Source organism: Thioalkalivibrio sp. ALMg11 (assembly GCF_000377905.1).
Lineage (GTDB): Bacteria > Pseudomonadota > Gammaproteobacteria > Ectothiorhodospirales > Ectothiorhodospiraceae > Thioalkalivibrio.
This window is the reverse complement of sequence record NZ_KB898873.1, coordinates 423,716-445,056: the sequence shown is the minus strand read 5'-3', so window position 1 is coordinate 445,056 and position 21,341 is coordinate 423,716. Positions and strand designations below refer to the sequence as shown.

Sequence of the window (21,341 nt, the reverse complement as noted above, 5' to 3'; positions counted from 1 at the left end):
CTACTGAATGCGGAACAGGCGGCCGAAATTGGCGATATCCAGCACCTTGCGCACGCCCTGGGAGGCATTGGTGACGGTGACATCGGAGAACTCGCCTCCGGCGTGTTCTCGCAGCAGGAGCAGCATGCCCAGAGCGGAGCTGTCCATGTATTCGGTCTGCGAGAGGTCCACGGTGTAACGCACGCCGGTCCCGGCGGTGTCGCGGTAGGCGGCGCGGAAGTCCTGGTGCTGTTCGAAGTCGAAGCGACCCTTGACCCGGATGCGGACTTCCTTGCCGTCGTCGGAGGTGTGTTGCTCGATACTCATATGCGATTCCTGGCGCTATGGGGGGCTTCGTGCCCGGTGGAGTAGGCGCTGAACAAAGCCACCCTGGCTTGTTCAGCGCAAGCGACGCTGCAAATCCGAGTCGCAGCTTGTGCCGGAATCAACCGTTTGGTCCGGTCGATTCTGGCGGCACATCCGGTGTGCTGCGGGGAGGCGCGAATGAAGCTGCGTTCCCCTGGCGGATGATGGCCGGCATGATGCCGGAAGGGCGACGTCGGCGGGGAGGTTGGATGGCAAAATCTCAGAATAATTCCACGTCGCCGGTGGCCATGTTCTGCTGGTCCACCGCGCGGTGGTAATTCTCCTGGCGACGCTCGCGCCACTCGTGCACGCGCTGCGCCATGGCCCGGGCGTCCTCGGTCGAGCGGGCCTCGTGCAGGATGCCCTGAAGCTCCTGCAGGTGGGCAACCGCCTCGTCAGCGGTGCCCAGCGACTGTCGGGCAATGTCCTCGAATTGTAGTGAGCGTACGGCGATGGAGACCGCCTGGTTCATGCGTTCGCTCAACTCGGCCTCTTCGCGGATTCGCGCGTCCAGTTCGTCGGTGGAGCGCTGGGCGTATTCGAATAGCTCGGTAATGCGCTCCTTTTCACCCATGGTGTCGCTCATGTCGCGCGAGGCCATGTCATGCACCGTGCCGTGTACCTTGACGATCGACTCGCGCGCCTGATCGATCTGCTTGCGGATGTCGTCGTGGAAGGTGGCCGAACGCTGCGACAGCGTGCGGACCTCGTCGGCGACCACCGAGAAACCGCGCCCGGCCTCGCCGGCGCGGGCGGCCTCGATGCTGGCATTCAACGCCAGGAGGTTGGTCTGCCCGGCGATCGCGCCGGCGCTGTCCAGCAGCTTGAAGACCCCATCCATGTGCTGGCTCATGTCTTCCATATGGTGGGCGCTTTCGACACTCTGGCGACTGATCTCGACCAGGGTGTCGATGAACATCTGCAGGGTCTCGTCGGACTTGCGGGTTAATTCGGTGATGATCTGGGCCTGGGTCATCTCCTGGTCGCCGTTGCCCTGTGCAATGTCGTTGGTCATCAGCTCCATCTGACGTGCGGCGATTTCGTGCATTTCGTTGAAGCTGGACCCCAGGTCCTTCACTGCCTCGGCGATCAGGCCACGCTGTCGGCCGATTTCGGCCGACAGCTGCCCCAGTTCGAAATCCATCGCTTGATCCAGCTCGTCGGAGAGTTCGCTCCCGCCGGTGGGCTGACCCGGGCGTGTTTCCTTGCCGGACGTGGTGGCAGTGGCCGCCCGCTCGCGCTGGTGAATACCCAGGGTGAGCAGCGCGGCCAGCCCGGCCATGATCACGGCGCCCAGCGCTTGCCACCAGGCGGCGGAGAAGCCAGTGATGATGGCCGCGAGCAGGAGCAGGGCGGTCAGCGCCAGCGCGAGGGCTTTCTGGACCGAATCACGGGTGAGCCATTGCATGCGGTCGTCCATTCACGTTGCTCCTATTGGCCGGATGCGGCGGCGTTGCGGTGATCCCGAATCAGCGCAGCGGCGATACCGCCCAGCGGCAGAACCTGGATGGCCGCGTCCCGTTTGACAGCCTCGCCGGGCATACCCCAAACCAGGCTGGTGTTCTCGTTCTGGGCGATGGTGTGGGCCCCGGCCTCGCGCAGCGCTCGCAGACCGCGGGCCCCGTCGTCGCCCATGCCGGTCAGCAGGGCAGCCACAATATTCGCGCCCGCCTGCTCCGCGGCGGAGTTGAACAGCACATCGACGCTAGGGCGGTGGCGGTTCACCGGGCCGCTCTGGTCGAGCCGGCAGATGTAGCGCGCGCCGTCGCGTGCCAGGCGCAGGTGGTAGTCGCTGCCCGGGGCCACATAAGCATGCCCGGGCATTACGATATCGCCGTCCTCGGCCTCTTTCACGCTGAGCGCGGTGTTGCGGTCCATGCGTTCGGCGAAGGCGCGGCTGAAACCGGCCGGGATGTGCTGGGTGATCAGGATACCCGGGGCATCCGGCGGCAGCGCGACCAGCACCTCGCGCAGGGCCTCGGTGCCGCCGGTAGAGGCGCCCAGGACGATGACCCGGTCGGTGGTTCGGAAGCGTCCACTGCCCGCGGCGGCCAGCCTTTGCGGTGCCGGGGCGGGTGTCGCGCTGCGCGCCTGCAGGCGGACACCGGCCGCCGTGCGGACCTTGTCGATCAGCACGTCGGCGTAGTCCTGCAGGGCGTGGGAGACGTCCACCTTGGGCTTGGTGACAAAGTCCACCGCGCCGACCTCCAGCGCCTCCAGGGTCACGTCGGCCCCTTCCTCGGTCAGTGACGAGACCATCACAACCGGCATCGGGTGCAGCCGCATGAGATTGCGGAGGAAGGTGATGCCGTCCATCTTCGGCATCTCCACGTCCAGGGTCAGCACGTCCGGTTTGTGCTGCTTGATCTTGGTGCGGGCGTCGTAGGGGTCCGCGGCGGCAGCCACGACCTCGATGTCCGGCGCCTGGGACAGGATCTCCGTGAGCAGCTTGCGGATCAGGGCCGAGTCGTCGACGACCAGGACGCGAATGGAGTTGGGGGTAGCGGGCATCTAGAAAAGCTCCACGTCGCCGTGCAGGGGTTCGTCCTGTAGTTGGCGGCGGTAGTCCTGCTCGCGCTCGAGCAGGGTGTTGTTGTGCAGGGATACGAGCTTCTTGACCCGTGCCCGCCCGGTGGCAGGAAAGAACACGACCTTGCGCGGCCAGCGCCCGCCCACGTCTTCCGCCACCAATTCCAGGTTCTCGTCATGCAGGAACCGGCGCATGAAGGCGATGTTGCCCGCGCCGACATCGCTCATCCCGGCCATCACGCGGCCCCCGCCAAACATCTTGATGCGCAGATCCTCGCGGCGGGCCCCCAGCTTGAGCAGTTCGTTGATCAGGAACTCCATCGCGTGGGTGCCGTAGCGGGTGGCGCTGGAGACGGCCGGTCCCCAGCCGCTGTCGCGGTCGCCGTCCGGCAGCATGAAGTGGTTCATGCCCCCGACCCCGGCTTCGGATGACCACACGCAGGCGGAGACGCAGGAGCCGAGCACCGTGGTGATCAGCTCCGAACGCGAAACCGACACATAGCATTCCCCCGGCAGCAGCTTCGCGGCCGGGCAGGCGTGCACCCGATCCCAGTAGCGGTTGATGTGCGCGAAGGCGTCATCGTGCAGCTGCGGCAGGGCGGACATCAGCGGGCCCGCCGGTACAGCGTCTGTTCCAGCAGCCGGAAGTCCTCGGTCACGCGGAACAGGGACTCCGAGTGACCGATGAACAGATAGCCCTCCGGGCGTAGCAGCTTGGCAAAACGCTCCACCAGCTGCTTCTGGGTCGGCTTGTCGAAGTAGATCAACGTATTACGGCAGAAGATCACGTCCAGTGGGCCTTTCATCGGCCAGGGGTCGAACAGGTTCAGCTGCTTGAAATGCACCATGGCGCGCAGCTCGTCGCGGATCTTCACCCGGTCCTCGTTGGCCCCCTTGCCGCGCAACAGCCAGCGTTGCTGGCGTGCGCCCGGGATGCCGGTGACGCGCTTCGCGTCATAGACCCCGGCGTCGGCATGCTCGACCACGCGCGAGTCGATATCGGTGGCCAGGATGCGTACCTCATCCGGCGAGGGCAGGGCCTCGGCCAGGGTCATGGCGATGGAGTAGGGCTCCTCGCCGGTGGAGCACCCCGCCGACCAGACCTTCAGCGGGCCGTTCGGGTTGAGCCGTCGGATCTCCTGCAGCACTGGGCCACCCAGCATCTCGAAGTGATGCGGTTCGCGGAAGAACGCGGTCAGGTTGGTGGTCAGCGCATTGATGAACTCCTCAATTTCGCCCTCGTCATCCCCTTCGACTCGGTCCAGATAGGTGTCGAAGGCATCCAGCCCGAGCACGCGCAGCCGCCGCGAGAGCCGGCTGAATACCAGCTCCTTCTTGCTCTCGTTGAGCATGATTCCGGTGCGTTCCTGCGTTAGGCGGACAACGCGCCGGAAGTCGCGTTCGCTCAGGCGGTCGGAGGCGGCCAATCAGTGTCTCCCTGAGATGGATTGATTGCGGGGCCTTAGAATTCTTCCCATTCTTCGGTCGCCGCCTGGCGCGAGGGAGCCGGGGTCGGCCGTTTGGCCGATCCGCCTTCGTGGTTGCCGCCGGCGGAGGCCGGGCGCTTCAGTCCGGGCGTGCCACTAGCCGCCCTGCCGGTGGCTGGTCGTGCAGTCGACTGCGGCATGGCCTGGCGGGCCATCGGTGCCTCAACGCCCTTGAAGAAGCCCATCAGGTCCAGCAGCTCGCGTGACTGGTCGTCCAGCGACTCGCTGGCGGCTGCGGCTTCTTCGACCAGCGCGGCGTTCTGCTGGGTAACCTCGTCGAGCTGGGTCACAGCCTTGTTGATCTCGTCGAGGCCGGTGGATTGCTCCTCGCTGGCGGCGGCGATCTCGGCAATGATGTCGGAGACCTTCTTCACCGAGTCGACGATCTCCTCCAGCGCCTTGCCGGAGTTGTCGACCAGCTTGCTGCCCTCGCCAATGCGCTCTACCGAGTCGTTGATCAGGGTCTTGATCTCCTTCGCGGCCTGGGCACTGCGCTGTGCCAGGTTGCGCACCTCGGTGGCGACCACGGCAAAGCCACGCCCCTGCTCGCCAGCGCGGGCGGCTTCCACTGCCGCGTTGAGCGCCAGCAGGTTGGTCTGGAACGCGATCTCGTCGATCACGCCGATGATGTCGGCGATCTTCTTTGACGACTGGTTGATCTCGCCCATCGCCGAGACCGTCTTCTCGACGATCTGGCCGCCTTCCTGCGCCTTGTCGCGCGCGGCACTGGCGAGCTGGTTGGCCTGGCGGGCATTGTCGGCGTTGGATTTGACCGTGGAGGTCATCTCCTCCATCGACGAGGCCGTCTCCTCCAACGAGGAGGCCTGCTCTTCCGTGCGCTGGGACAGGTCGGTGTTGCCCTGGGCGATCTCGGCCGAGGCCGAGCGCACGTTGCCGGCGCCCTCGAGGATCTGCCCAACCAGGTTGTCGAGGTTCTCGAGCGAGGTGTGGATGGCGTCGCGGAATTTCCCGAACTCTCCCTGGAAGTCGCCTTCCATACGCACGGCCAGATCGCCCTCGGACATCGCTTGCATGACCCGGGAGCCCTCGCGCAGCGGCGGGACCACCGCGTCCAACAGTTCGTTGACACCCTCGGCAATATTGCGCGCAAAGCCCTGGTAGTCCTCCGGCAGCAGGCGTTCGCCGAGGTTGCCGGCAGCCGCGTCCTTGATCAGGGCGTCAATGGCATCCTCGGCCCGACGCATCTCGGTGGTGTCACGCCATTCGACCATGTTACCGGCGTAGTTCCCGTCGGCATCGATAATGGCGGTCGCGTTTAGGTTGAAATACAGGTCCGCGACCTGAATGTTTGCCTCGAAGGGCAGACGCGCGGGGTTCTGGAGGATCGCACGCTGGTGCGTCGGGTCCTTGTGGAACTGGTCGATCGACTGCCCCACCAGGTTGTCCGGATCGAAGTTCGGGAACTCCCGGCGCAAGACATCGCTACGGCTGCGAAGCAGGCTCACCACGGAAGGGTTGGCATAGACGATATTCATGTCCGGATCGCACATCATCAGCGCGGTTTGCGAACCCTCGACCGCGGCGCGCATTCGCGTGCGTTCTTGCTCCACGCGTTCCTGTTCGGTGATGTCCTGCCACTCGACCATGTTGCCCAGGTAGTCGCCGGCATCATCCAGTACCGCCGTCGCGTTCAAGCGGAATTTGAGGTCGGCGACCTGGATCCGGGCCTCGAAGGGCAGGTTTTTGGGGTTCTGAAGGATTGCGCGCTGGTGCGTCGGGTCCTTGTGGAACTGGTCGATCGACTGACCCACCAGGTTGTCCGGATCAAAGCCCGGGAACTCCCGGCGCAGGGTGTCGCGCCGGTTGCGCAGAAGTTCGACCACGGCCGGATTGGCGTAGATGATGTTCATTTCGCTGTCGCACATCATCAGCGCGGTCCGGGCACCTTGCACGGCGGCGCGCATGAAGAGGCTGTTCTGGTCACTGCCGGTGTGGGTTTGCGGATTGGCGGCCATGGGGGTGTCCTCGCTTTGCTTGTTCGTCTGGCGCGATGCCGCGGTACGGCGTCGCACGGGTTTGTTCGCTTTCGGTGTCGTGGCGGTTTGTGGGCCAGGCTGGGATTCGGGTCCGGATGCGGCGGCATCGGGCGGCGCACTCGAGTGCGTGGCCTCACCCCCGCTCGGCTCGCCGGTCTCGCTGGATTCGTCCAGCCAGCCCAGCGGGTCGTTGCCCAGCTTGTTGCGTTTGCGTGTCGTCATGGCCCGTTCTCCCTGGCTCGAGGCTCAGGCGTGTGCCGCCGTCGGGCGGGTGGTGGTTTGTGCCCCGGCCGCGACCAGGTCGGCGGCCAGCTGCTGAAAGTCCTCGGCCGCGCGGTGACGCGGCTGGTACTCGAATATCGTCTGCCCGAAGCTCGGGCTTTCGGCCAGTACCACCGTCTCGCGGATGGTGGTCGGCAGCAGCGCATCGGCGAAGTGCTCGCGGATGCGCTGGCGTACTTCGCGGGCGTGTCGGCGTTGCTCGACAAAACGCGACAGCACGATCCACTTCTTGCGGCTCGAGCCCAGGCGCGCCTCGACGCCCTGGAGGATGCGCATCAGCCGCGAAAGTCCATTCAGGGCCAGAAAGTCACCGGCCACCGGGATCAGCATCTCGTCGGCCGCGATGATCGCGTTCATGCCCAACAGGCCGGCGGAGGGCGGGCAGTCGATTAGAACGAAATCGAATGCCTGCTCCAGCGCGTCCAGGGCCTTCTTCAGGCGCCAGCCGCGTTCGGCGCCGCCCTGGTTCAGGTTCTCGACCTCCTGCAGCTGATCCCCGGCAGCGACGATCTGCAGCCCGTTGCCGGCCTCGCTGAAGGTATCCTGCAGCAGGGCTTCGTCCTGCAGTACGCGGTCCAGGCCGGCGGGGTCTTCCAGCCCGAAGGCCATGCTGAGATGACCCTGCGGATCGGCGTCGATCGCGAGCACCCGGTGCCCCTGCAGGGCCAGGGCATGCGACAGGTTCAGGGTTACGGTCGTCTTTCCGACCCCGCCTTTCTGGTTGATCACCGCGATGGTTCGCATGGTTCGTGTGCGAGGTCAGGCTTACGCCGTCGCCTCGGCCTCGATGGCATCCGTGCTGGCAATCAGCCCCGGGCCCAGCAGGGTGTCGATGTCCAGCACCAGGATCATCTGCTCCTCGACGGTTGCCAGGCCGCGCACGAAGTTGACCCCGATGCGGGTCCCGAAGTCGGGTGCCGGTTGCAGGTTGTCCGCACCAATGCTGTAGACCTCGGAGACCGCATCCACGACCACGCCCATTACGCGTTCGCGTTCCTCACCCACCACGCGCAGCATGATCACCACCGTGGTCGGGCCGTAGTCCATCGGCTCCATGCCGAAGCGCATGCGCATGTCGATGATCGGCACGATCATGCCGCGCACGTTGATCACGCCGCGGATGTAGTCCGGGGTGTTGGGCAGGGGGGTGGGGCGTTCCCAGCCCTTGATCTCCTGCACCCGCAGGATGTCCACGCCGTATTCTTCCTCCGCGAGGATGAAGGTGAGGTACTGGTCCTCGCCGGCGGTTGCCGGGTCGTGGATCGATTGGGTTGCGTCGTTCGCCATTGCGTTCGGCTCCTTGATGATCAGGCTGCGCGGGTATCGCGCCCGCTAGCCATGCGCGCGATCCCGGCGATATCCAGGATCAGGGCCACCTGGCCGTCCCCGAGGATGGTGGCGCCGGCGGTGCCGGGGACCTTGCGGAAATTGGTTTCCAGCGTCTTGATGACGACCTGTTGCTGACCGAGCAGGTCATCGACCCGCAGCGCCACACGCTGGTCGTCGGCCTCGGCCACCACCAGCAGGGCGCGTTCCGGCAGCGGGCTGGGTTCGGTGCGGCCGAACAGGGCCGCGAGGTCGACGATCGGGATGTATTCGTCCCGCAGGCGGTATAGCGGCAGCTTGCCGAAGGCCTGTTTCACGCTCTCTGGCAGTGTCTGCAGCGACTCGACGATCGCGATCAGCGGGATTACGAAGGTCTCATCGCCGATCTTCAGTAGCTGGCCATCCATGATCGACAGCGTCAGTGGGAGGCGGATGGTCAGGCGCGAGCCCTTGCCGGGCTCCGACTCCAGCTCCACGTTGCCGCCCAGGCCGCGGATGTTCTTCTTGACCACATCCATGCCGACCCCGCGACCGGACAGATCGCTGACCTGGTCCGCCGTGGACAGGCCCGGCTCGAAGACCAGCTGCAGGATCTCGTGGCGGTCCAGATGCTGGTTAGGTCCGACAAGCCCGGCGTCGCGGGCCTTGGCCAGGATGCGGTCGGCATCCATGCCCTTGCCGTCGTCGCGGATCTCGATGACCACGTTACCGCCGCGGTGGAAGGCCTCCAGTGTGACCTGGCCGGTCTCCGGCTTGCCGGCCGCCGCGCGTTCTTCGGGCATTTCAATGCCGTGGTCCACGGCGTTGCGCACCAAGTGCACCAGCGGGTCGCCCAGGTGCTCCATCACGGTCTTGTCGACCTCGGTGTATTCGCCCTTCAGGGTCAGCTCGATTTGCTTGCCCAGCTGACCGGAGATGTCGTGCACCAGGCGCGGGAAGCGGTTGAATACCTGCGCGATCGGCACCATGCGGATGCTCATCACGCTTTCCTGCAGCTCGCGGGTATTGCGTTCCAACTCGCCCAGACCGGTGCGCAGGCGCTCGATCTGCGCTTCCATCTTCGACGGGTCTTCCTCGAGCTGTTCGCTGATGTCGGTCAACATCGACTGGGTGATCACCAGTTCGCCCACCATGTCGATCAGGGCGTCGATCTTGCCGGCGTTCACCCGCATGGAGCTGGATTCCGCCCCACGGTTACCGCTGCCGCCGCGTGCAGCGGAGGCCTCCGGCGGACGGGGGGTGGTCGCGCCCATTTCTGCCGGTTCCGGTGTCAGTGGGGGCGCTTCAGTGGTCGGCTCGCTGTCCGCGTCGAGGGGTTCGATCAGGAGATCGCACTCGTCCTCGACCCATTCGAAGACCTCCTGGACCTGATCGCGGGTGGCATCGCCTTCCAGCTCCAGGGTCCAGGCGAGGTGGCAGTCCTCCGGATCGAAGGCATCCGCGTTGTCCGGCAGGCGATCGGTCTCGCAGTGCACGCTGAGCGTGCCGAGTTCCTCCAGCACCTCGAACATCCGCAGGGGGTCGTTGCCGGTGCGCATCAGGTCCGCGTAGGGCTGGAAGTGGATCCGCCAGCCGCGCGGGCCACCGTCGTGCGCGCCGCTGGAGGTGTCGATACCGTCGTCGCCATCGACTGCGGGCGGGGTCCCGGCCTCGCTGGCGGGCGCTGCATCCCCCAGGTGGGCCTCGATCAGGGTCCGGACCTCGGCGACTTCGGCGGCGTCTGCCTCGCCGCCATCGCGGGCGGCATGCAACTGCGCTCGCAGCGTATCCACTGCGCGCAGGAGGAGGTTCACGGTTTCCGGGGCCGCCTCCTGCTCGCCGTTCCGCATGCGGTCCAGCAGGGTCTCTACACCATGGGTGAACCCGGAGATCGCGCCGAACCCGAAGGTCCCGGCTCCGCCCTTGATCGAGTGGGCGCAGCGGAAGATCGTGTTCAGCGTCTCCGGGTCGCCGCCGTCCAGCGCCAGGAGTTCGGTCTCCATGCGCTCCAGCCCCTCGAAGCTCTCCTCGAGAAAGGCATCGATGAACTGGGCCATGTCGATCGACATGATTAGCGCAGCACCCGGTTGACGGTGTTCATCATCTGATCGGGGTCAAACGGCTTCACCAGCCAGCCGGTCGCACCCGCGGCCTTGCCTTCCTGCTTCTTCTCCGGCCCGGCCTCGGTGGTCAGCACCAGGATAGGCGTGAACTTGTAGTCGCCCAGCTTGCGCAGCTCGCGGGTCAGCTGCAGGCCATCCATGGCCGGCATGTTCACGTCAGTGATCACCAGATCCGCCTTGGCACCCTGGGCCTTGCTCAGGCCATCCTTGCCGTCACGGCCCTCAATGACCTCGTGCCCGGCCTGCTTGAGGGTGAATGCAACCATCTGGCGCATCGAGGCGGAATCGTCCACCACCAGAACCTTAGCCATTGATGTCTCCTGAATCCTTGTCGTCGTTTTGTTCGGCGCTCGACGCGAATCCGTCGTCGGGTACGCCCAGGGCGTGCAGGGCCTGGGCCAGCACAGCGCTGGTCCCGATCAGCGAACAACCTTGCGCATTGCGGGCGGCCGAGTGGCGAGCCATCAGCAGGACCTGCACGCCGGCGGCATCCACATCGGTCACGCCCGCGGCATCCACCTGGAGGTTTTCGCCGGCATCCAGTGCCGCGCGCAGTTCCTGCCAGCACTCGGCTGCGGTGTCGATGCGCAGGCGTTCCGGCAACGCAATGGTGGTCATCTGCAGTACCCTTCTATGAACACGGTCACACTGTACAGGTTTTGTACAGGCCTATTCCAGCCTTTCCTAGACTCTAGTACGGCTGGAAGCGCAAAAACTTGAGACGCGCTTCACCTCGATTACGCGATAAAGGGCTGGACTTTCGCCTCGGCAGTGCGAGGATCTTGCCATTTTTACCCTCGGAAACCCATTTTTTCCATGTGTCATTTGATCTCAGAGAGCCACTGACATGCAGGCCCGTTCGCTCTACCGACTGGCTGCCGATACCGCAGCCTGTCAGGCGACTGCGAACTGGTTGCGGGCTGCGTCATCGCAGGGACCGGTTCTGTGGGTGGGCCGCTCGGCACCCGACGGGGTGCCGCATGTGGCGCCTGCGCAGGCCGGACACTGGCTGGGGCACGAGGTGCAGGCCCTGGTGTTCGAGGCCGAACAACCACTCGCGGTGGATGCCCTGGTCTCGGTTGCGGGCCTGCTGCTCGGCGGTGGCACCCTGGTGATCCTCGACGGCGTCGACGGAGACGAGGTATTTGCCCGCCGCTGGCAGGGCGCGCTCGCCGAGCCGTGGGTGCAGACGGTGGCGGCGCACCAATTGCCCGAGGTCACGCAGAGGACGGAGCGTCGGTTCGAGTGGACGCCGGATCAGACCACTGCGCTGGAGCACCTGGCTGCGCTCGTCTCGGGCGAATGTCTGGCGCTGATTGCCCCGCGCGGTCGTGGCAAGTCGACCCTGCTGGGCGAGTTCCTGGGCGCGGCGCTACAACGGGGCGAATCCACGATCACGCTGACCGCGCCGGGCCCGCGGGCCGTGGACGCGTTGCTGGCACGCGCCCGGCAGTGGACGGACGAACCGGAGCGGCGCTACCGGGCTGCCGACGTCCTGCTGGAGGCCCCGGAACCGCTCGATACCCTGATCGTCGATGAGGCCGCAAATCTGCCGGTGGAGCGGCTGTTGCGGTTGGCGGGTCTGGCACGCCGTCTGGTCCTGGCGACCACGACCGGTGGCTTCGAGGGGAGCGGGCAGGGCTTCCGGCTGCGCGCCTTGCCGGCCCTGGGGGCTGCGGGGTTTTGGCTACGGACACAGACACTGGAAACACCGGTCCGCTGGGCCCCGGGCGATCCGCTCGAGGACTGGCTGAATCGGCTGTTTCTACTAGAGGCGGAGAGTCGGGCCCCGGTCGCCCAGGCCGTGCGGTTGCGCTGGAGTACGGTTGCGGCCCTAGCGGACACGCCGCAAACCCTGGAGGCGGTGATGGGCCTGCTGGCGGATGCTCACTACCGTACCCGCCCCTCCGATCTGGCCCGTTGGCTGGACGACCCCGGCGTGCACCTGTTGCGGCTGGAGGGCGTGAACGACGGCGCGCTGTTCGGCGTGGCCCTGATTCAGGAAGAGGCCGGACTGGACCCGGAGCTGGCCGAGGCCGTTTGGGCGGGGGATCGTCGCCCGCAGGGCCATTTCCTGCCCTGTACCCTCGCGGCGCAGGGCGACTTTGATCTGGCGGCGGAGGGGAACTGGCGCATCCAGCGCATCGCGGTGCACCCGCACTGGCAGGGACGGGGGCTGGGCGGCCGCCTGTTGCGTGCGGTTGCGGACCGGGCGCGTGCCGTGGGCGTGGCGCTGACCGGGGCCAGCTTTGGCCTGCAGCCGAGCTTGCTGCGGCTGTGGCAGAAGGCCGGCTACGGTTTGGTGCGAGTCGGCATCCAGCCGGATGCGGCCAGTGGCCGGGTCAGCGGAGTGGTGCTGAATGCGGTCGCCCCCTCGCTACAGCCCCGACTGGGGCAGACACTGCAGGCCTTCCGGCGCGACTGGCCGGCCTGGCATCGACGGTTCCTGCCGCCCACGACCGCGGCCATGGTGGGCGAAACCCTCGGGGCCAGGCATGGCGATCCGGATCGCCCCTTGCCGCCGGCCAATCCGGGGGCGGATCTGGAGGAGGTCCGGGCCTTTGCCTACCGCTCGCGGCCCTTGGAGTGGGCGCTTCCGGCCCTGCTGCGGCAGATGGCGGCGTCCCCGCCCGACGAGCCGGAAGGCCACCTGCTCGCGGCCAGCCTGGCGGCGCCCATCGACTGGGCCCGACTGGCTCGCGAGTTGAAGGTCTCCGGGCGGCGGGGCGTGACCCGAAGGCTGCGCCTCGCCGCCCGTGCCTGGCTGGAGGCGCGGGGGGTGTAGGTCGGGGTAGGCCCGATCAGAGCCGGAACTGGGCCAGTGCCTGCTGGATCTCCTTCTCCACCTGCTTGAGCTCGTCGGAGGCGGCGCTGACGCGGTCGGCGGTATTGGCCGACTGATCCGCCTCGTCGGAGATCTGCACGATGTTGCGGTTGATGTCCTCGACCACCGTGCTCTGCTCGCGCGAGGCGACCGCGATCTGCTCGGTCATCTCCACGATGGTGGTGACCGACTGGCGGATCTGCTGCAGGGCGCCGTTCACCTCGGCGGTATGTTCCATGGTGGCCTCGGCCTCCTCCTGACCCTGCTGCATGGCCTTCACTGCGCTGGTGGTGGCGGACTGCAGGCGCGCGATCATGGTCTCGATCTCGTCGGTCGATTCCTGCGTACGGGTCGCCAGCTTGCGCACCTCGTCGGCCACCACCGCGAAGCCGCGGCCGTGTTCGCCGGCGCGGGCGGCCTCGATGGCGGCGTTCAGGGCCAGCAGGTTGGTCTGTTCGGCCACGCCACGGATCACCTCGAGGATGGTCCCGATCTGCTTCGAGTCCTCGCCCAGCTTGGCCACGGTGTCGGCCGCCTGTTCGACCGTCCCGAGCAGTGAGGCCATGGACTCGATGTTCTTGCTCATCACCTCGGAGCCGTTGTTCACCGCATTCCCGGCCTCCTGGCCAGCCTGGGAGGTCGCATCGGTGTTGCGGGCGATCTCTTCGGCGCTGCTTTGCAGTTCGTTGATCGCGGTGGCGACGCGGTCGGTCTCGTCGCGCTGGCGCGACACGGCCTCGCGGGCCTGGTAGGCCTCCTGGTTCAGATTCTCGGTGGCACGGTTGAGGGTCTCGGTGCCACCGCGGGCATTGCCAATGGCCTGGGCGATCTTGTCGGTGAAGCGGTTGAAGGCCCGGCCCAGTTGTGCGGTCTCGATCAGGCCGTTCTCGTCCAGGCGGCGGCTCAGGTCGCCGTCGCCGTCGGCGATCTCCTCGAGCGCCGCGGTCGAATGGGCCAGGGCGCGGCGGACCACCAGGATGATGAACACCGCGCCGGCCACGCCCAGGATCACGCCGATCAGGGCCAGTACGCCCTGGGTGGTCTGGGTCGCACGCATGTCGGCGGTCAGCGCGGCGGCGCTGCGCTCGGCGCGATGGGTAATCCGCTCGCTGAGTCCCTGCAGGTGGTCACGGGCCTCGATCAGCACGGGCCCGATCTCGGTGCGGATCAGGTAGGCGTCCTGCAGTGCCTGTTCGCTGCCGTGGATCTCGATCAGGTCATCCAGCGCGGTGTTCTGGGTGTCCAGCGCCCCCTGAAAGTCCTCCAGCGCGATTTGCTGCTCGAAGTCCAGATCGTCGAACTGGTCCATTAGCTGTGCGGTGATGTCGTTGGTGCGAGTCGAGAACAGTCGGACATTCGCGCGGAAGGCATCATCGCGGAAGGCGATAAAGCCGCGCAGGTTGGAGGTGACCTGCACCACCGACATGCGCAGATCATGCAGAGTATCGAGACGATCCCAGGACCGCTGGAAGCGCGGGAGCCCCATCTCGGCGCTGATCATCATGTTGGTTTGCTGGGTCATCTCGCGGCTGGCGGGATTGGCCCGGGCATTGGCGATTCCCAGCGCCGGCATGTTTTCGGCGGGGTTTTCGGCCACCTCGATCAGTCGGTCCTCGAAGCTGGCGAACTGGTTGACCAGCCGGCGGACCTCGGTTGCGCTGGCGGACAGTTCCTCGTCGGCCGCGATCACCGGGTTCTCGTTCAGGGCCCGGGTTGCGCCATCGAGTTCACGCATCGCGTTCTGCCACGCGTCGCGATGGGACTGCTCCTCGCTCATCAGGTAGAAGCCGAGAAACGCCGCGCTCTCCTGCAGCAATTGCTCGACGTCGTTGACCCGGGCCACTGCCGGGTAGTCGGCCTGGGTGAGCTGCTCAACCCCTTGGCTGCCCGTACTCATCGCGCGCAGGGCCAGCAGGGAGTTGATAATCAGGATGGCAACCACCAGGCCAAAGCCGGCGATCAGCAGCCCCCGAATGGAGAGTTTGTCCAGCATGCGATGACTCCTTCTGGGCGCCTTGTGTCCGGCGCTTCACGAACCGGCCGCGGCCATTACGATCGCGGACTCGAAAGGTGGTTATTCAACCCCTGTTACGGCCGACCGCACTCAGAGTTGAGCCGTTATCCAGGGAGTCGCCGGATTGTAGACGTGCCGGGGTTCAGTCGGATTCCAGCTGTTCCCAGCGTTGGTAGCCTTGGGCCAGTTCTGCCTCGACGGTTTCGAGCCGCGCCTGCAGTTCGCGCATGCGGTCACCGTCGCGCAGGGCATCCGGCTCGGTCATGGCCGTGGTCAGGCTTTGCTGTTCCTGTTCCAGGGCCTCGATCTGTGCCGGCAGGGCCTCCAGTTCGCGCGCGGTCTTGTAGGAGCGTTTGCGTGGGGCGGCCGGTGCCGGCTCAGCTGCGGGTGCCGAAGGCTTGGCCGCCGGCTCGGCCTTCGCGGTGGCTCCGGACTCGCCCTCCAGCAGGCGTCGGGTGACCCGTTCGGGAAGGTCCGACCAGCCGCCGACGAATTCCTCGACGGCGCCGTCGCCCGGCAGCACCAGGGTCGAGGTCGCGACGTTGTCCAGGAACGAGCGGTCGTGACTGACCACGATGACGGTGCCGGTGTACTCGATCAGCAGCAGCTCCAGCAGCTCCAGCGTCTCCACGTCCAGGTCGTTGGTGGGCTCGTCGAGCACCAGCAGGTTGGCCGGGCGCAGGAACAGCTTGGCCAGCAGCAAGCGGTTGCGCTCGCCGCCGGACAATGCCGATACCGGCTGGCGCGCACGCGCTGGCGGGAACAGGAAGTCTTCCAGATAGGACAGGATGTGGCGGCTCTCGCCGTTGACCATGACCCGGTCGCGGCCCTCGCCGACCGCATCCTGCACGGTGGTCGCCTCGTCCAGGCGGGCCCGGGCCTGGTCGAAGTAGGCGATCTCGAGCTGGGTCCCCAGCTTGACGCTGCCTGCGAGCGGTTCCATCTGACCGAGCAGCCCGCGCAGCAGGGTAGTCTTGCCCGCCCCGTTGGGTCCGACGATGCCCAGGGCATCCCCGCGCTGCAGCAGCAGATTCACGTCACGCACGATGGGGGTGTCGTAGCCGAAGTCGGCATGCTCCGCCTCGATCACCAAACGTCCCGAGCGTTGTTCCGGGCTCAGTTTCATCTTCACCTGACCGCTGAGTTCGCGGCGTTCCGCACGCTTGCGGCGTAATGCCTGCAGCGCCCGCACGCGGCCTTCGTTGCGGGTGCGCCGCGCCTTGATGCCCTGACGCACCCAGACCTCTTCCTGGGCCAGCTTGCGGTCGAACTCGGCGCGCTGCGCCGCCTCGGTTTCGATCCGCTCGGCCTGGCGTTCGCGGAAGGCCTCGATGGACGGCGGGTGTTCATACAGATGCCCGCGATCCAGCTCCAGGATGCGGGTGGCCACGCTCTCCATGAATTGCCGATCATGGCTGATGAACACCACGGTCAGTCCGCTCTCGATCAGGAACTGCTCCAGCCAGCGGATCGCGGCCACGTCCAGGTGGTTGGTGGGCTCGTCGAGCAGCAGCAATTGCGGGCGTTGCACCAGCTCGCGCGCCAGCCACACCCGTCGCTTCAGTCCGCCCGACAGCGCGGCGAACTGCGCCTCCGGATCCAGGCTCAGGTGCGAAATCGTGGTCTCCACTCGGTTCTGCAGGCTCCATCCGTCGATGGCGTCGAGTTTCGATTGCACCGGACCCATCTTGTCCAGGGCGTCCATGTCACCTGACGCGGCGGCCTGGCTCAGGTGGTGGAAGCGTTCCAGCAAACGGCCGGCCTCGCCGAGGCCCTCGGCGACCACGTCGAAGACGGTGCCCTCGATCCCGGGGGGCAGTTCCTGGGTCAGGTAGGCGGTGGTCAGGCCATCCTGGCGGGTCAGTTCGCCGGAATCGGCCTGGGCCTCGCCGGTGATCACCTTGAGCAGGGTGGACTTGCCCTCGCCGTTGCGCCCGGCAACGGCGACGCGTTCGCCCGGCTCCAGGCTCATGTTGACGCCGTCGAGCAGGGAGGCCATGCCATAGGCCAGGTGGATGTTGCGCAGGGTGAGAAGTGCCATTCGAATTCCGGTCGCGAGCGAGTGTTGTTGCGGGCGCCAAGCCTATCACCTTGGCGCGCCGTAGCGCGCACCGTGATGCCTTGCAGACTCGCCTTTCGGCGCTTGGGTTGCCCTCGTTTGAGGGTATGCCGGGGGAGGGCTGGGCATGGTTTGGCATCTGGTGTTTACGGTGGCTCCGGTCCGCCGTCTGCCACGCGCTGACTCGCCAGCGCGCCCGAGGCACTTTCTTGCTTGCCCAAGAAAGTACCCAAAGAAGGGCACCCGGATTCCGCCCGGGAACCTTGCTCCAGGGCCCTCGGGCCGGCGGCGCTGAACTCGCTACGCCTGCGGCTACGCTCAGACATCCAGCGCCCCGTGTCTATTGTTAACTGGCCGGCCCGAGGACCCTGGAGCAAGAGGCTCCATACGGGAAGCGAAGGTCAAAACAGACGGCATCCCGTAGGGTGCGGTTGAGCGCAGCGAAACGCACCGTTCCCGACGTCGTGCGAAACCCTGATGCGATTCGCTTCGCTCATCACATCCTACGTCCCCCGGCGCCCGCTCGGCGGGTGCGGCACGCCATGGCCGAAGGCCGAGCGTGCCCGAGATGCCGGAAGACCCAGCCTTCATCCATGAGCACAAGCGCCGGAATAGCCGTTGTTTGGATCTTGACCCCGTTGTCGTCGCGCCGAGTGGAGAGGCTTTTCGCGGGACGATTCTAAATAGGCACGAGGCGCTGGATGTCTGAGCGAGGCGCAGCGTAGCGAGTTCAGCGCCGCCCGCGAAAAGCCTCGGGCCGGGGTCGCGGCAGTCGGGCGTGTTTCTTGGGTACTTCTTTGCACGAGCAAAGAAGTCAGTTTTTGATCAAAAACGGGCGCGGTGCGCTCGCGAGAGAGCGCATGGCAGGCGGCCGGACGAAGACACGTAAACACCGACGACGAACAGTGGCCAGTCGGGGGAGGCGGCGGGAAAGAGGCGGGCCTCAGGCTTCGCCCATGCGCCAGGCGCTGAAGGCGCCGGCGAGGCTCATCAGGGCGAGCACGAAGATGGCGACTTCGGTGCCGGCCAGTTGGGCCAGCAGGCCGAACAGGCCACCGATCAGTAGCAGGCCACCGATGACCGTGTTGCTGACGGCGGTGAACGCGGCGCGTGTCTCCTGCGTTGCCATGTCGACCAGGTACGTCTTGCGGCCGAGGCGCACACCGGCATGACTGACCCCGAGCAGAAAGAACAGCGTCGCGTAGACCCAGCCCCCGGGCACCAATGCATGGTCCGTATCCACCGGTGCAAACCAGACGCTCAGGGCGACGGCAATGCCGAGGCCGGCCGCTAGAAGCCCGGAGAGGATCAGGACCCAGCGGGCGGAGCGGTCGGATAGCCGGCCCCAGACCGGCGCACTGACGGCCGAGGCCAGGCCGCTGGCGAGGATCAGCAGGCCCAGGGTGCCCAGGTCACCGGCGGTGGCGTCCTGCGCGAGCAGGACGTAGAAGGGCAGCGCGAGGGCAGTGCTCATCAGCAGCGCCCGGGTGAGCACGAAGTGGCCGAAGGCGCGGTCGGTCCACAGCAGGCGCATCGACTTGATGGCCTCGGTGACGGCGTTGCCGCCGCCTTCGGTGGCACCCGGATCCTCGCGCAGCCGGGTGAAGGTCGCGGCGGCGATCCACCAGGCGCCGGCCGAGGCGGCCAGCAGGGCCACGAATACACCGATGCCGGCCTCTTCCAGGTTCGCGAGGCTGAGGTAGACGCCCAGCCCCAGGGTGAAGAACCCGGCCAGCGAGGCGGCATAGCCCATCACCGTCCCGCGCCGATGCTTGGCGATGGTCTTGCCCAGCACGTCCTTGGCCGCGACCGAGTTGATCCCGCGGGAAAGGGCAAAGACGACCAGCAGCCCGAGGATCGCCCAGCCGGCGGCCACGCCCTCCAGGGTCAGCGCGACCACGGCCATGCCGGCCACCGCGAGCCCGGAGAGCAGGCTGCCGAGGATCCAGAAGCCCTTGCGGATCGCCCGCCGCCGGATGGCGGCGGCGACGAACAACTGCGGCAGCAGCGAGCCGGACTCGCGGATCGGGACCAGGAAGCCGGCGAAGGCGGCCGGGGCCCCCAGGGCGCCCAATAGCCAGGCGAGGACCAGGCGGGCCGAGGCCAGCTCGTCGCCGATCTTGCTCAGGGTATTGGAGACCAGATGGACGAAAAAGTTGGTCGGCTGGGCGCTGCAGGCGTTTTCCGGGATGTCCTTGCAGACGCGTGCGTCCTCGTCCCCGGCAATGGTTTCGTACAGGGAGATCAGCGGGCGCGGCAGCTTGTCCTGGTCACTCTCGGCCATGCATCTTCCCTATCGAGGTGCTCGTCTTCTGCCCTGTCATTGCGAGGAGCCGAAGGCGACGTGGCAACCTCCGGACGCTGGCGAAGCGCCGGGATTTGGTGGTTTCGGAAGGAGATTGCCGCGTCGCTGCGCTCCTCGCAATGACGGGGGCAGGGCCCCGCCGCGTAGTCTTATCGCCGTCCGGCCAGCGGATCGCTCGGGTCGACGCTGTCACGGAACGGCTTGCGCCGGTCGAGGTTGGTCAGCTGATAGACGTTGCCCAGCCAGTTGTTGATCACGGCCAGCGCGGTGTCGTGCCAGGTGTTGTCCAGGCGGTCCAGCAGCAGGGCCTCGGGCAGTGCCGGGATCTCGGTGCAGTGCTCCAGCGCGGCCTCGACCTGTTCGCGATGCTCGTCGAGGATGGCGGCGGCCTGTGGCATCAGGTAGTTCTCCGGCAACGGCGGGTAGGCGTTGCGCTCGCCCCGGATGTAGCGCACGACCTCGCGCTTGTACTCCTTGAGCAGGCTGATGGAGTCGTATTCCGGGTGGCCCTGGAAGAAGACCATGCGGAAGCCGTCCGGCGAGGCGCCCAGGTGAATGCCGGACTGTTCGCTGTCCACCAGCACGCGCAGGCCGTGGCGCTCGAACTGCTCGCGCGAGACATCGTTGTAGCGCGAGTGTGGCACGTCGAAGCGGGTATTCACGCCGGTGACCAGCGGATGCCCGCGGTCCACCACCCGGTGCGGGAACACGCCCCACAGCTTCTCGCCCATGTGCACGCGGTGCTCGCCGTAGCGCGCCTGCAGCACGGCGTGGGTGGCGAGGCAGGAGCAAAGCGTCGAGGTCACATTTTCCCACGCCCAGTCCACCACCTCGGCCAGCGGCTCCCAGAACGGCTCCAGTGCCAGGTCCGGCTGGGTCACGTTGGCCCCGGTGATGATCAGCGCGTCAAGGCCCTCTTTCTTCAGGTCCTCGAAGTCCTCGTAGTACTGCTTGATGTGGTCGCGCCCCTTCGGCCCGCGCTTGAGCTGCGGCAGGGTGAACGGGTGGATGTAGAACTGCGCGATCTGGTTGCTCTCGCCGATCAGGCGGAAGAACTGACGCTCGGTGGCCGACAAGGCGGCGTCCGGCATCATGTTCAGCAGCCCGATGTGCAGCGCGCGGATCTCCTGCTGCTGCGCGAAGTCGCTGGGCAGGACGGTCTCGCCCTCGCTCTTCAGGCGGGCAAAGGTGGGCAGATCGGAATAGGCGACAAGTGGCATTAGAGGCGCGCCTCCCGTTCCAGGGCCATGCACACCAGGTCATCGAAGTCCGCGGCGTTGCGTACACGCGCGAGTTCGGTGGTGCTGATGGTGTAGCCGTGGGATTCGGCGATCGCCTCGTAGCGCGGCAGGCGCGCGCGGAACAGGCGCGAGAAGACCCAGCACACGAAGGCGTCCGGATCGATCTGGGCGACGTAGTCCAGCCCCTCGTCGCGCATGTATTCGGCCAGTTGTTGATCGAGGAAGGCCTCGCGGTAGTACAGCGGCTTGGGGTCACGCTCCGCACGCTCGACGAGCTGGCGTTCGTCCTCGTCGGTCGCCTTGATGTAGAGGATCAGGGTGTGTTCGGCGAGTGTCTCCAGTACGCCGGGGCTGTCCAGTTCGCAGACCGAGCCGCCGGCATCATTGACGAAATGCGGGTAGCCGAACAGCATCTGTGCCTTGTGGATGAAGTCCGGCACGTCGAGCATCGCCTGCACCTCGGCCTCGTGATGCAGGGTCTGGCGGCGCTTGAATTCGGTCAGCGGAAGGCCGCCCAGCTCCGGGTTGCCGAGCTTGCCGAGGAAGCTGGCCACCGGGTGCAGGTTGTCCACGGTGATGTTGTTGATGATCTGGATCGAGTCCGAGCGCAACAGGTCGCGCAGGAACGGCACCGCCATCGCCTGGGCCTTGATGTTGTCCAGGATCGGCTCGCTCAGGTAGCGCGTACCGATGCGGTAGTCCCCGGAGTAGTGGAACCAGTCCTCCTGCCGGAGCATGTTGGACAGGCGTGTCTTGCCGACACCGGACATCCCCAGCAGGGTGATGCGGCGATGTTCCTGGTTACGGTATTCGTCGGGTGTCAGGCGCAT

The 21,341-nt window shown here is 66.5% G+C and carries 17 protein-coding genes; 1 reads left to right on the top strand and 16 read right to left on the bottom strand.

The window, feature by feature from the left end; genetic code table 11:
• The 11 genes from D578_RS0107355 to D578_RS0107305 form a co-directional block, all read right to left on the bottom strand.
• Window positions 1-306: an STAS domain-containing protein gene (locus D578_RS0107355; protein WP_018949328.1), complete on the bottom strand. Its 306-nt coding sequence runs from the start codon at window positions 304-306 to the stop codon at window positions 1-3.
• A gap of 259 nt (window positions 307-565) precedes the next feature.
• A complete protein-coding gene (locus D578_RS0107350) occupies window positions 566-1,765 on the bottom strand; it encodes a methyl-accepting chemotaxis protein (protein WP_018949327.1) in 1,200 nt (399 codons plus the stop codon).
• Window positions 1,766-1,776: 11 nt separating this feature from the next.
• On the bottom strand, window positions 1,777-2,856 hold the full coding sequence (locus D578_RS0107345; RefSeq protein ID WP_018949326.1) for a chemotaxis response regulator protein-glutamate methylesterase: 1,080 nt from the start codon (window positions 2,854-2,856) through the stop codon (window positions 1,777-1,779).
• Window positions 2,857-3,480, bottom strand: a complete 624-nt coding sequence (gene cheD, locus D578_RS0107340) for a chemoreceptor glutamine deamidase CheD (protein ID WP_018949325.1) — start codon at window positions 3,478-3,480, stop codon at window positions 2,857-2,859.
• Window positions 3,480-4,301, bottom strand: coding sequence for a protein-glutamate O-methyltransferase CheR (locus D578_RS0107335; RefSeq protein ID WP_018949324.1), 822 nt, complete (start codon window positions 4,299-4,301; stop codon window positions 3,480-3,482). Before D578_RS0107335 ends, cheD begins: the two co-directional genes overlap by 1 nt.
• Before the next feature lie 35 nt (window positions 4,302-4,336).
• On the bottom strand, window positions 4,337-6,580 hold the full coding sequence (locus D578_RS0107330; RefSeq protein WP_018949323.1) for a methyl-accepting chemotaxis protein: 2,244 nt from the start codon (window positions 6,578-6,580) through the stop codon (window positions 4,337-4,339).
• 24 nt (window positions 6,581-6,604) lie between these two features.
• Window positions 6,605-7,384: a ParA family protein gene (locus D578_RS0107325; protein WP_018949322.1), complete on the bottom strand. Its 780-nt coding sequence runs from the start codon at window positions 7,382-7,384 to the stop codon at window positions 6,605-6,607.
• 21 nt (window positions 7,385-7,405) lie between these two features.
• Window positions 7,406-7,927 (bottom strand): chemotaxis protein CheW, encoded by a 522-nt coding sequence (locus tag D578_RS0107320; RefSeq protein WP_018949321.1) that lies wholly within the window; start codon window positions 7,925-7,927, stop codon window positions 7,406-7,408.
• 20 nt (window positions 7,928-7,947) lie between these two features.
• On the bottom strand, window positions 7,948-10,014 hold the full coding sequence (locus tag D578_RS0107315; RefSeq protein ID WP_018949320.1) for a chemotaxis protein CheA: 2,067 nt from the start codon (window positions 10,012-10,014) through the stop codon (window positions 7,948-7,950).
• Window positions 10,015-10,016: 2 nt separating this feature from the next.
• Entirely contained in the window at window positions 10,017-10,379 is a 363-nt protein-coding gene (locus tag D578_RS0107310) for a response regulator (RefSeq protein ID WP_018949319.1), read from the bottom strand.
• On the bottom strand, window positions 10,372-10,686 hold the full coding sequence (locus D578_RS0107305) for a lipid asymmetry maintenance protein MlaB (protein WP_018949318.1): 315 nt from the start codon (window positions 10,684-10,686) through the stop codon (window positions 10,372-10,374). The genes D578_RS0107310 and D578_RS0107305 overlap by 8 nt, the downstream gene beginning before the upstream one ends.
• Window positions 10,687-10,915: 229 nt before the next feature.
• On the opposite strand from D578_RS0107305, the gene D578_RS0107300 reads away from it, so the two are divergent.
• The gene (locus D578_RS0107300; RefSeq protein WP_026289237.1) at window positions 10,916-12,853 is read left to right on the top strand and encodes a GNAT family N-acetyltransferase; all 1,938 of its coding nucleotides are present in this window, start codon (window positions 10,916-10,918) and stop codon (window positions 12,851-12,853) included.
• A 16-nt stretch (window positions 12,854-12,869) separates the two neighbouring features.
• Here D578_RS0107300 and D578_RS0107295 read toward each other — a convergent pair whose 3' ends face one another.
• The 5 genes from D578_RS0107295 to D578_RS0107275 form a co-directional block, all read right to left on the bottom strand.
• The gene (locus D578_RS0107295; RefSeq protein WP_018949316.1) at window positions 12,870-14,885 is read right to left on the bottom strand and encodes a methyl-accepting chemotaxis protein; all 2,016 of its coding nucleotides are present in this window, start codon (window positions 14,883-14,885) and stop codon (window positions 12,870-12,872) included.
• Window positions 14,886-15,048: 163 nt separating this feature from the next.
• Window positions 15,049-16,947: an ATP-binding cassette domain-containing protein gene (locus D578_RS0107290; RefSeq protein ID WP_018949315.1), complete on the bottom strand. Its 1,899-nt coding sequence runs from the start codon at window positions 16,945-16,947 to the stop codon at window positions 15,049-15,051.
• Window positions 16,948-17,908: 961 nt separating this feature from the next.
• A complete protein-coding gene (locus D578_RS0107285; protein ID WP_018949314.1) occupies window positions 17,909-19,249 on the bottom strand; it encodes an MFS transporter in 1,341 nt (446 codons plus the stop codon).
• A 170-nt stretch (window positions 19,250-19,419) separates the two neighbouring features.
• A complete protein-coding gene (locus tag D578_RS0107280; RefSeq protein WP_018949313.1) occupies window positions 19,420-20,490 on the bottom strand; it encodes a homoserine O-succinyltransferase in 1,071 nt (356 codons plus the stop codon).
• A complete protein-coding gene (locus D578_RS0107275; protein WP_018949312.1) occupies window positions 20,490-21,341 on the bottom strand; it encodes a hypothetical protein in 852 nt (283 codons plus the stop codon). The genes D578_RS0107280 and D578_RS0107275 overlap by 1 nt, the downstream gene beginning before the upstream one ends.

Coding starts and splice junctions, on each gene's coding strand:
- D578_RS0107355 (WP_018949328.1), bottom strand. CDS start 306: ATGAGTATCGAGCAACACACCTCCGACGACGGCAAGGAAGTCCGCATC.
- D578_RS0107350 (WP_018949327.1), bottom strand. CDS start 1,765: ATGGACGACCGCATGCAATGGCTCACCCGTGATTCGGTCCAGAAAGCC.
- D578_RS0107345 (WP_018949326.1), bottom strand. CDS start 2,856: ATGCCCGCTACCCCCAACTCCATTCGCGTCCTGGTCGTCGACGACTCG.
- cheD (WP_018949325.1), bottom strand. CDS start 3,480: ATGTCCGCCCTGCCGCAGCTGCACGATGACGCCTTCGCGCACATCAAC.
- D578_RS0107330 (WP_018949323.1), bottom strand. CDS start 6,580: ATGACGACACGCAAACGCAACAAGCTGGGCAACGACCCGCTGGGCTGG.
- D578_RS0107325 (WP_018949322.1), bottom strand. CDS start 7,384: ATGCGAACCATCGCGGTGATCAACCAGAAAGGCGGGGTCGGAAAGACG.
- D578_RS0107320 (WP_018949321.1), bottom strand. CDS start 7,927: ATGGCGAACGACGCAACCCAATCGATCCACGACCCGGCAACCGCCGGC.
- D578_RS0107315 (WP_018949320.1), bottom strand. CDS start 10,014: ATGTCGATCGACATGGCCCAGTTCATCGATGCCTTTCTCGAGGAGAGC.
- D578_RS0107310 (WP_018949319.1), bottom strand. CDS start 10,379: ATGGCTAAGGTTCTGGTGGTGGACGATTCCGCCTCGATGCGCCAGATG.
- D578_RS0107305 (WP_018949318.1), bottom strand. CDS start 10,686: ATGACCACCATTGCGTTGCCGGAACGCCTGCGCATCGACACCGCAGCC.
- D578_RS0107300 (WP_026289237.1), top strand. CDS start 10,916: ATGCAGGCCCGTTCGCTCTACCGACTGGCTGCCGATACCGCAGCCTGT.
- D578_RS0107295 (WP_018949316.1), bottom strand. CDS start 14,885: ATGCTGGACAAACTCTCCATTCGGGGGCTGCTGATCGCCGGCTTTGGC.
- D578_RS0107290 (WP_018949315.1), bottom strand. CDS start 16,947: ATGGCACTTCTCACCCTGCGCAACATCCACCTGGCCTATGGCATGGCC.
- D578_RS0107285 (WP_018949314.1), bottom strand. CDS start 19,249: ATGGCCGAGAGTGACCAGGACAAGCTGCCGCGCCCGCTGATCTCCCTG.
- D578_RS0107280 (WP_018949313.1), bottom strand. CDS start 20,490: ATGCCACTTGTCGCCTATTCCGATCTGCCCACCTTTGCCCGCCTGAAG.
- D578_RS0107275 (WP_018949312.1), bottom strand. CDS start 21,341: ATGCGCCTGACACCCGACGAATACCGTAACCAGGAACATCGCCGCATC.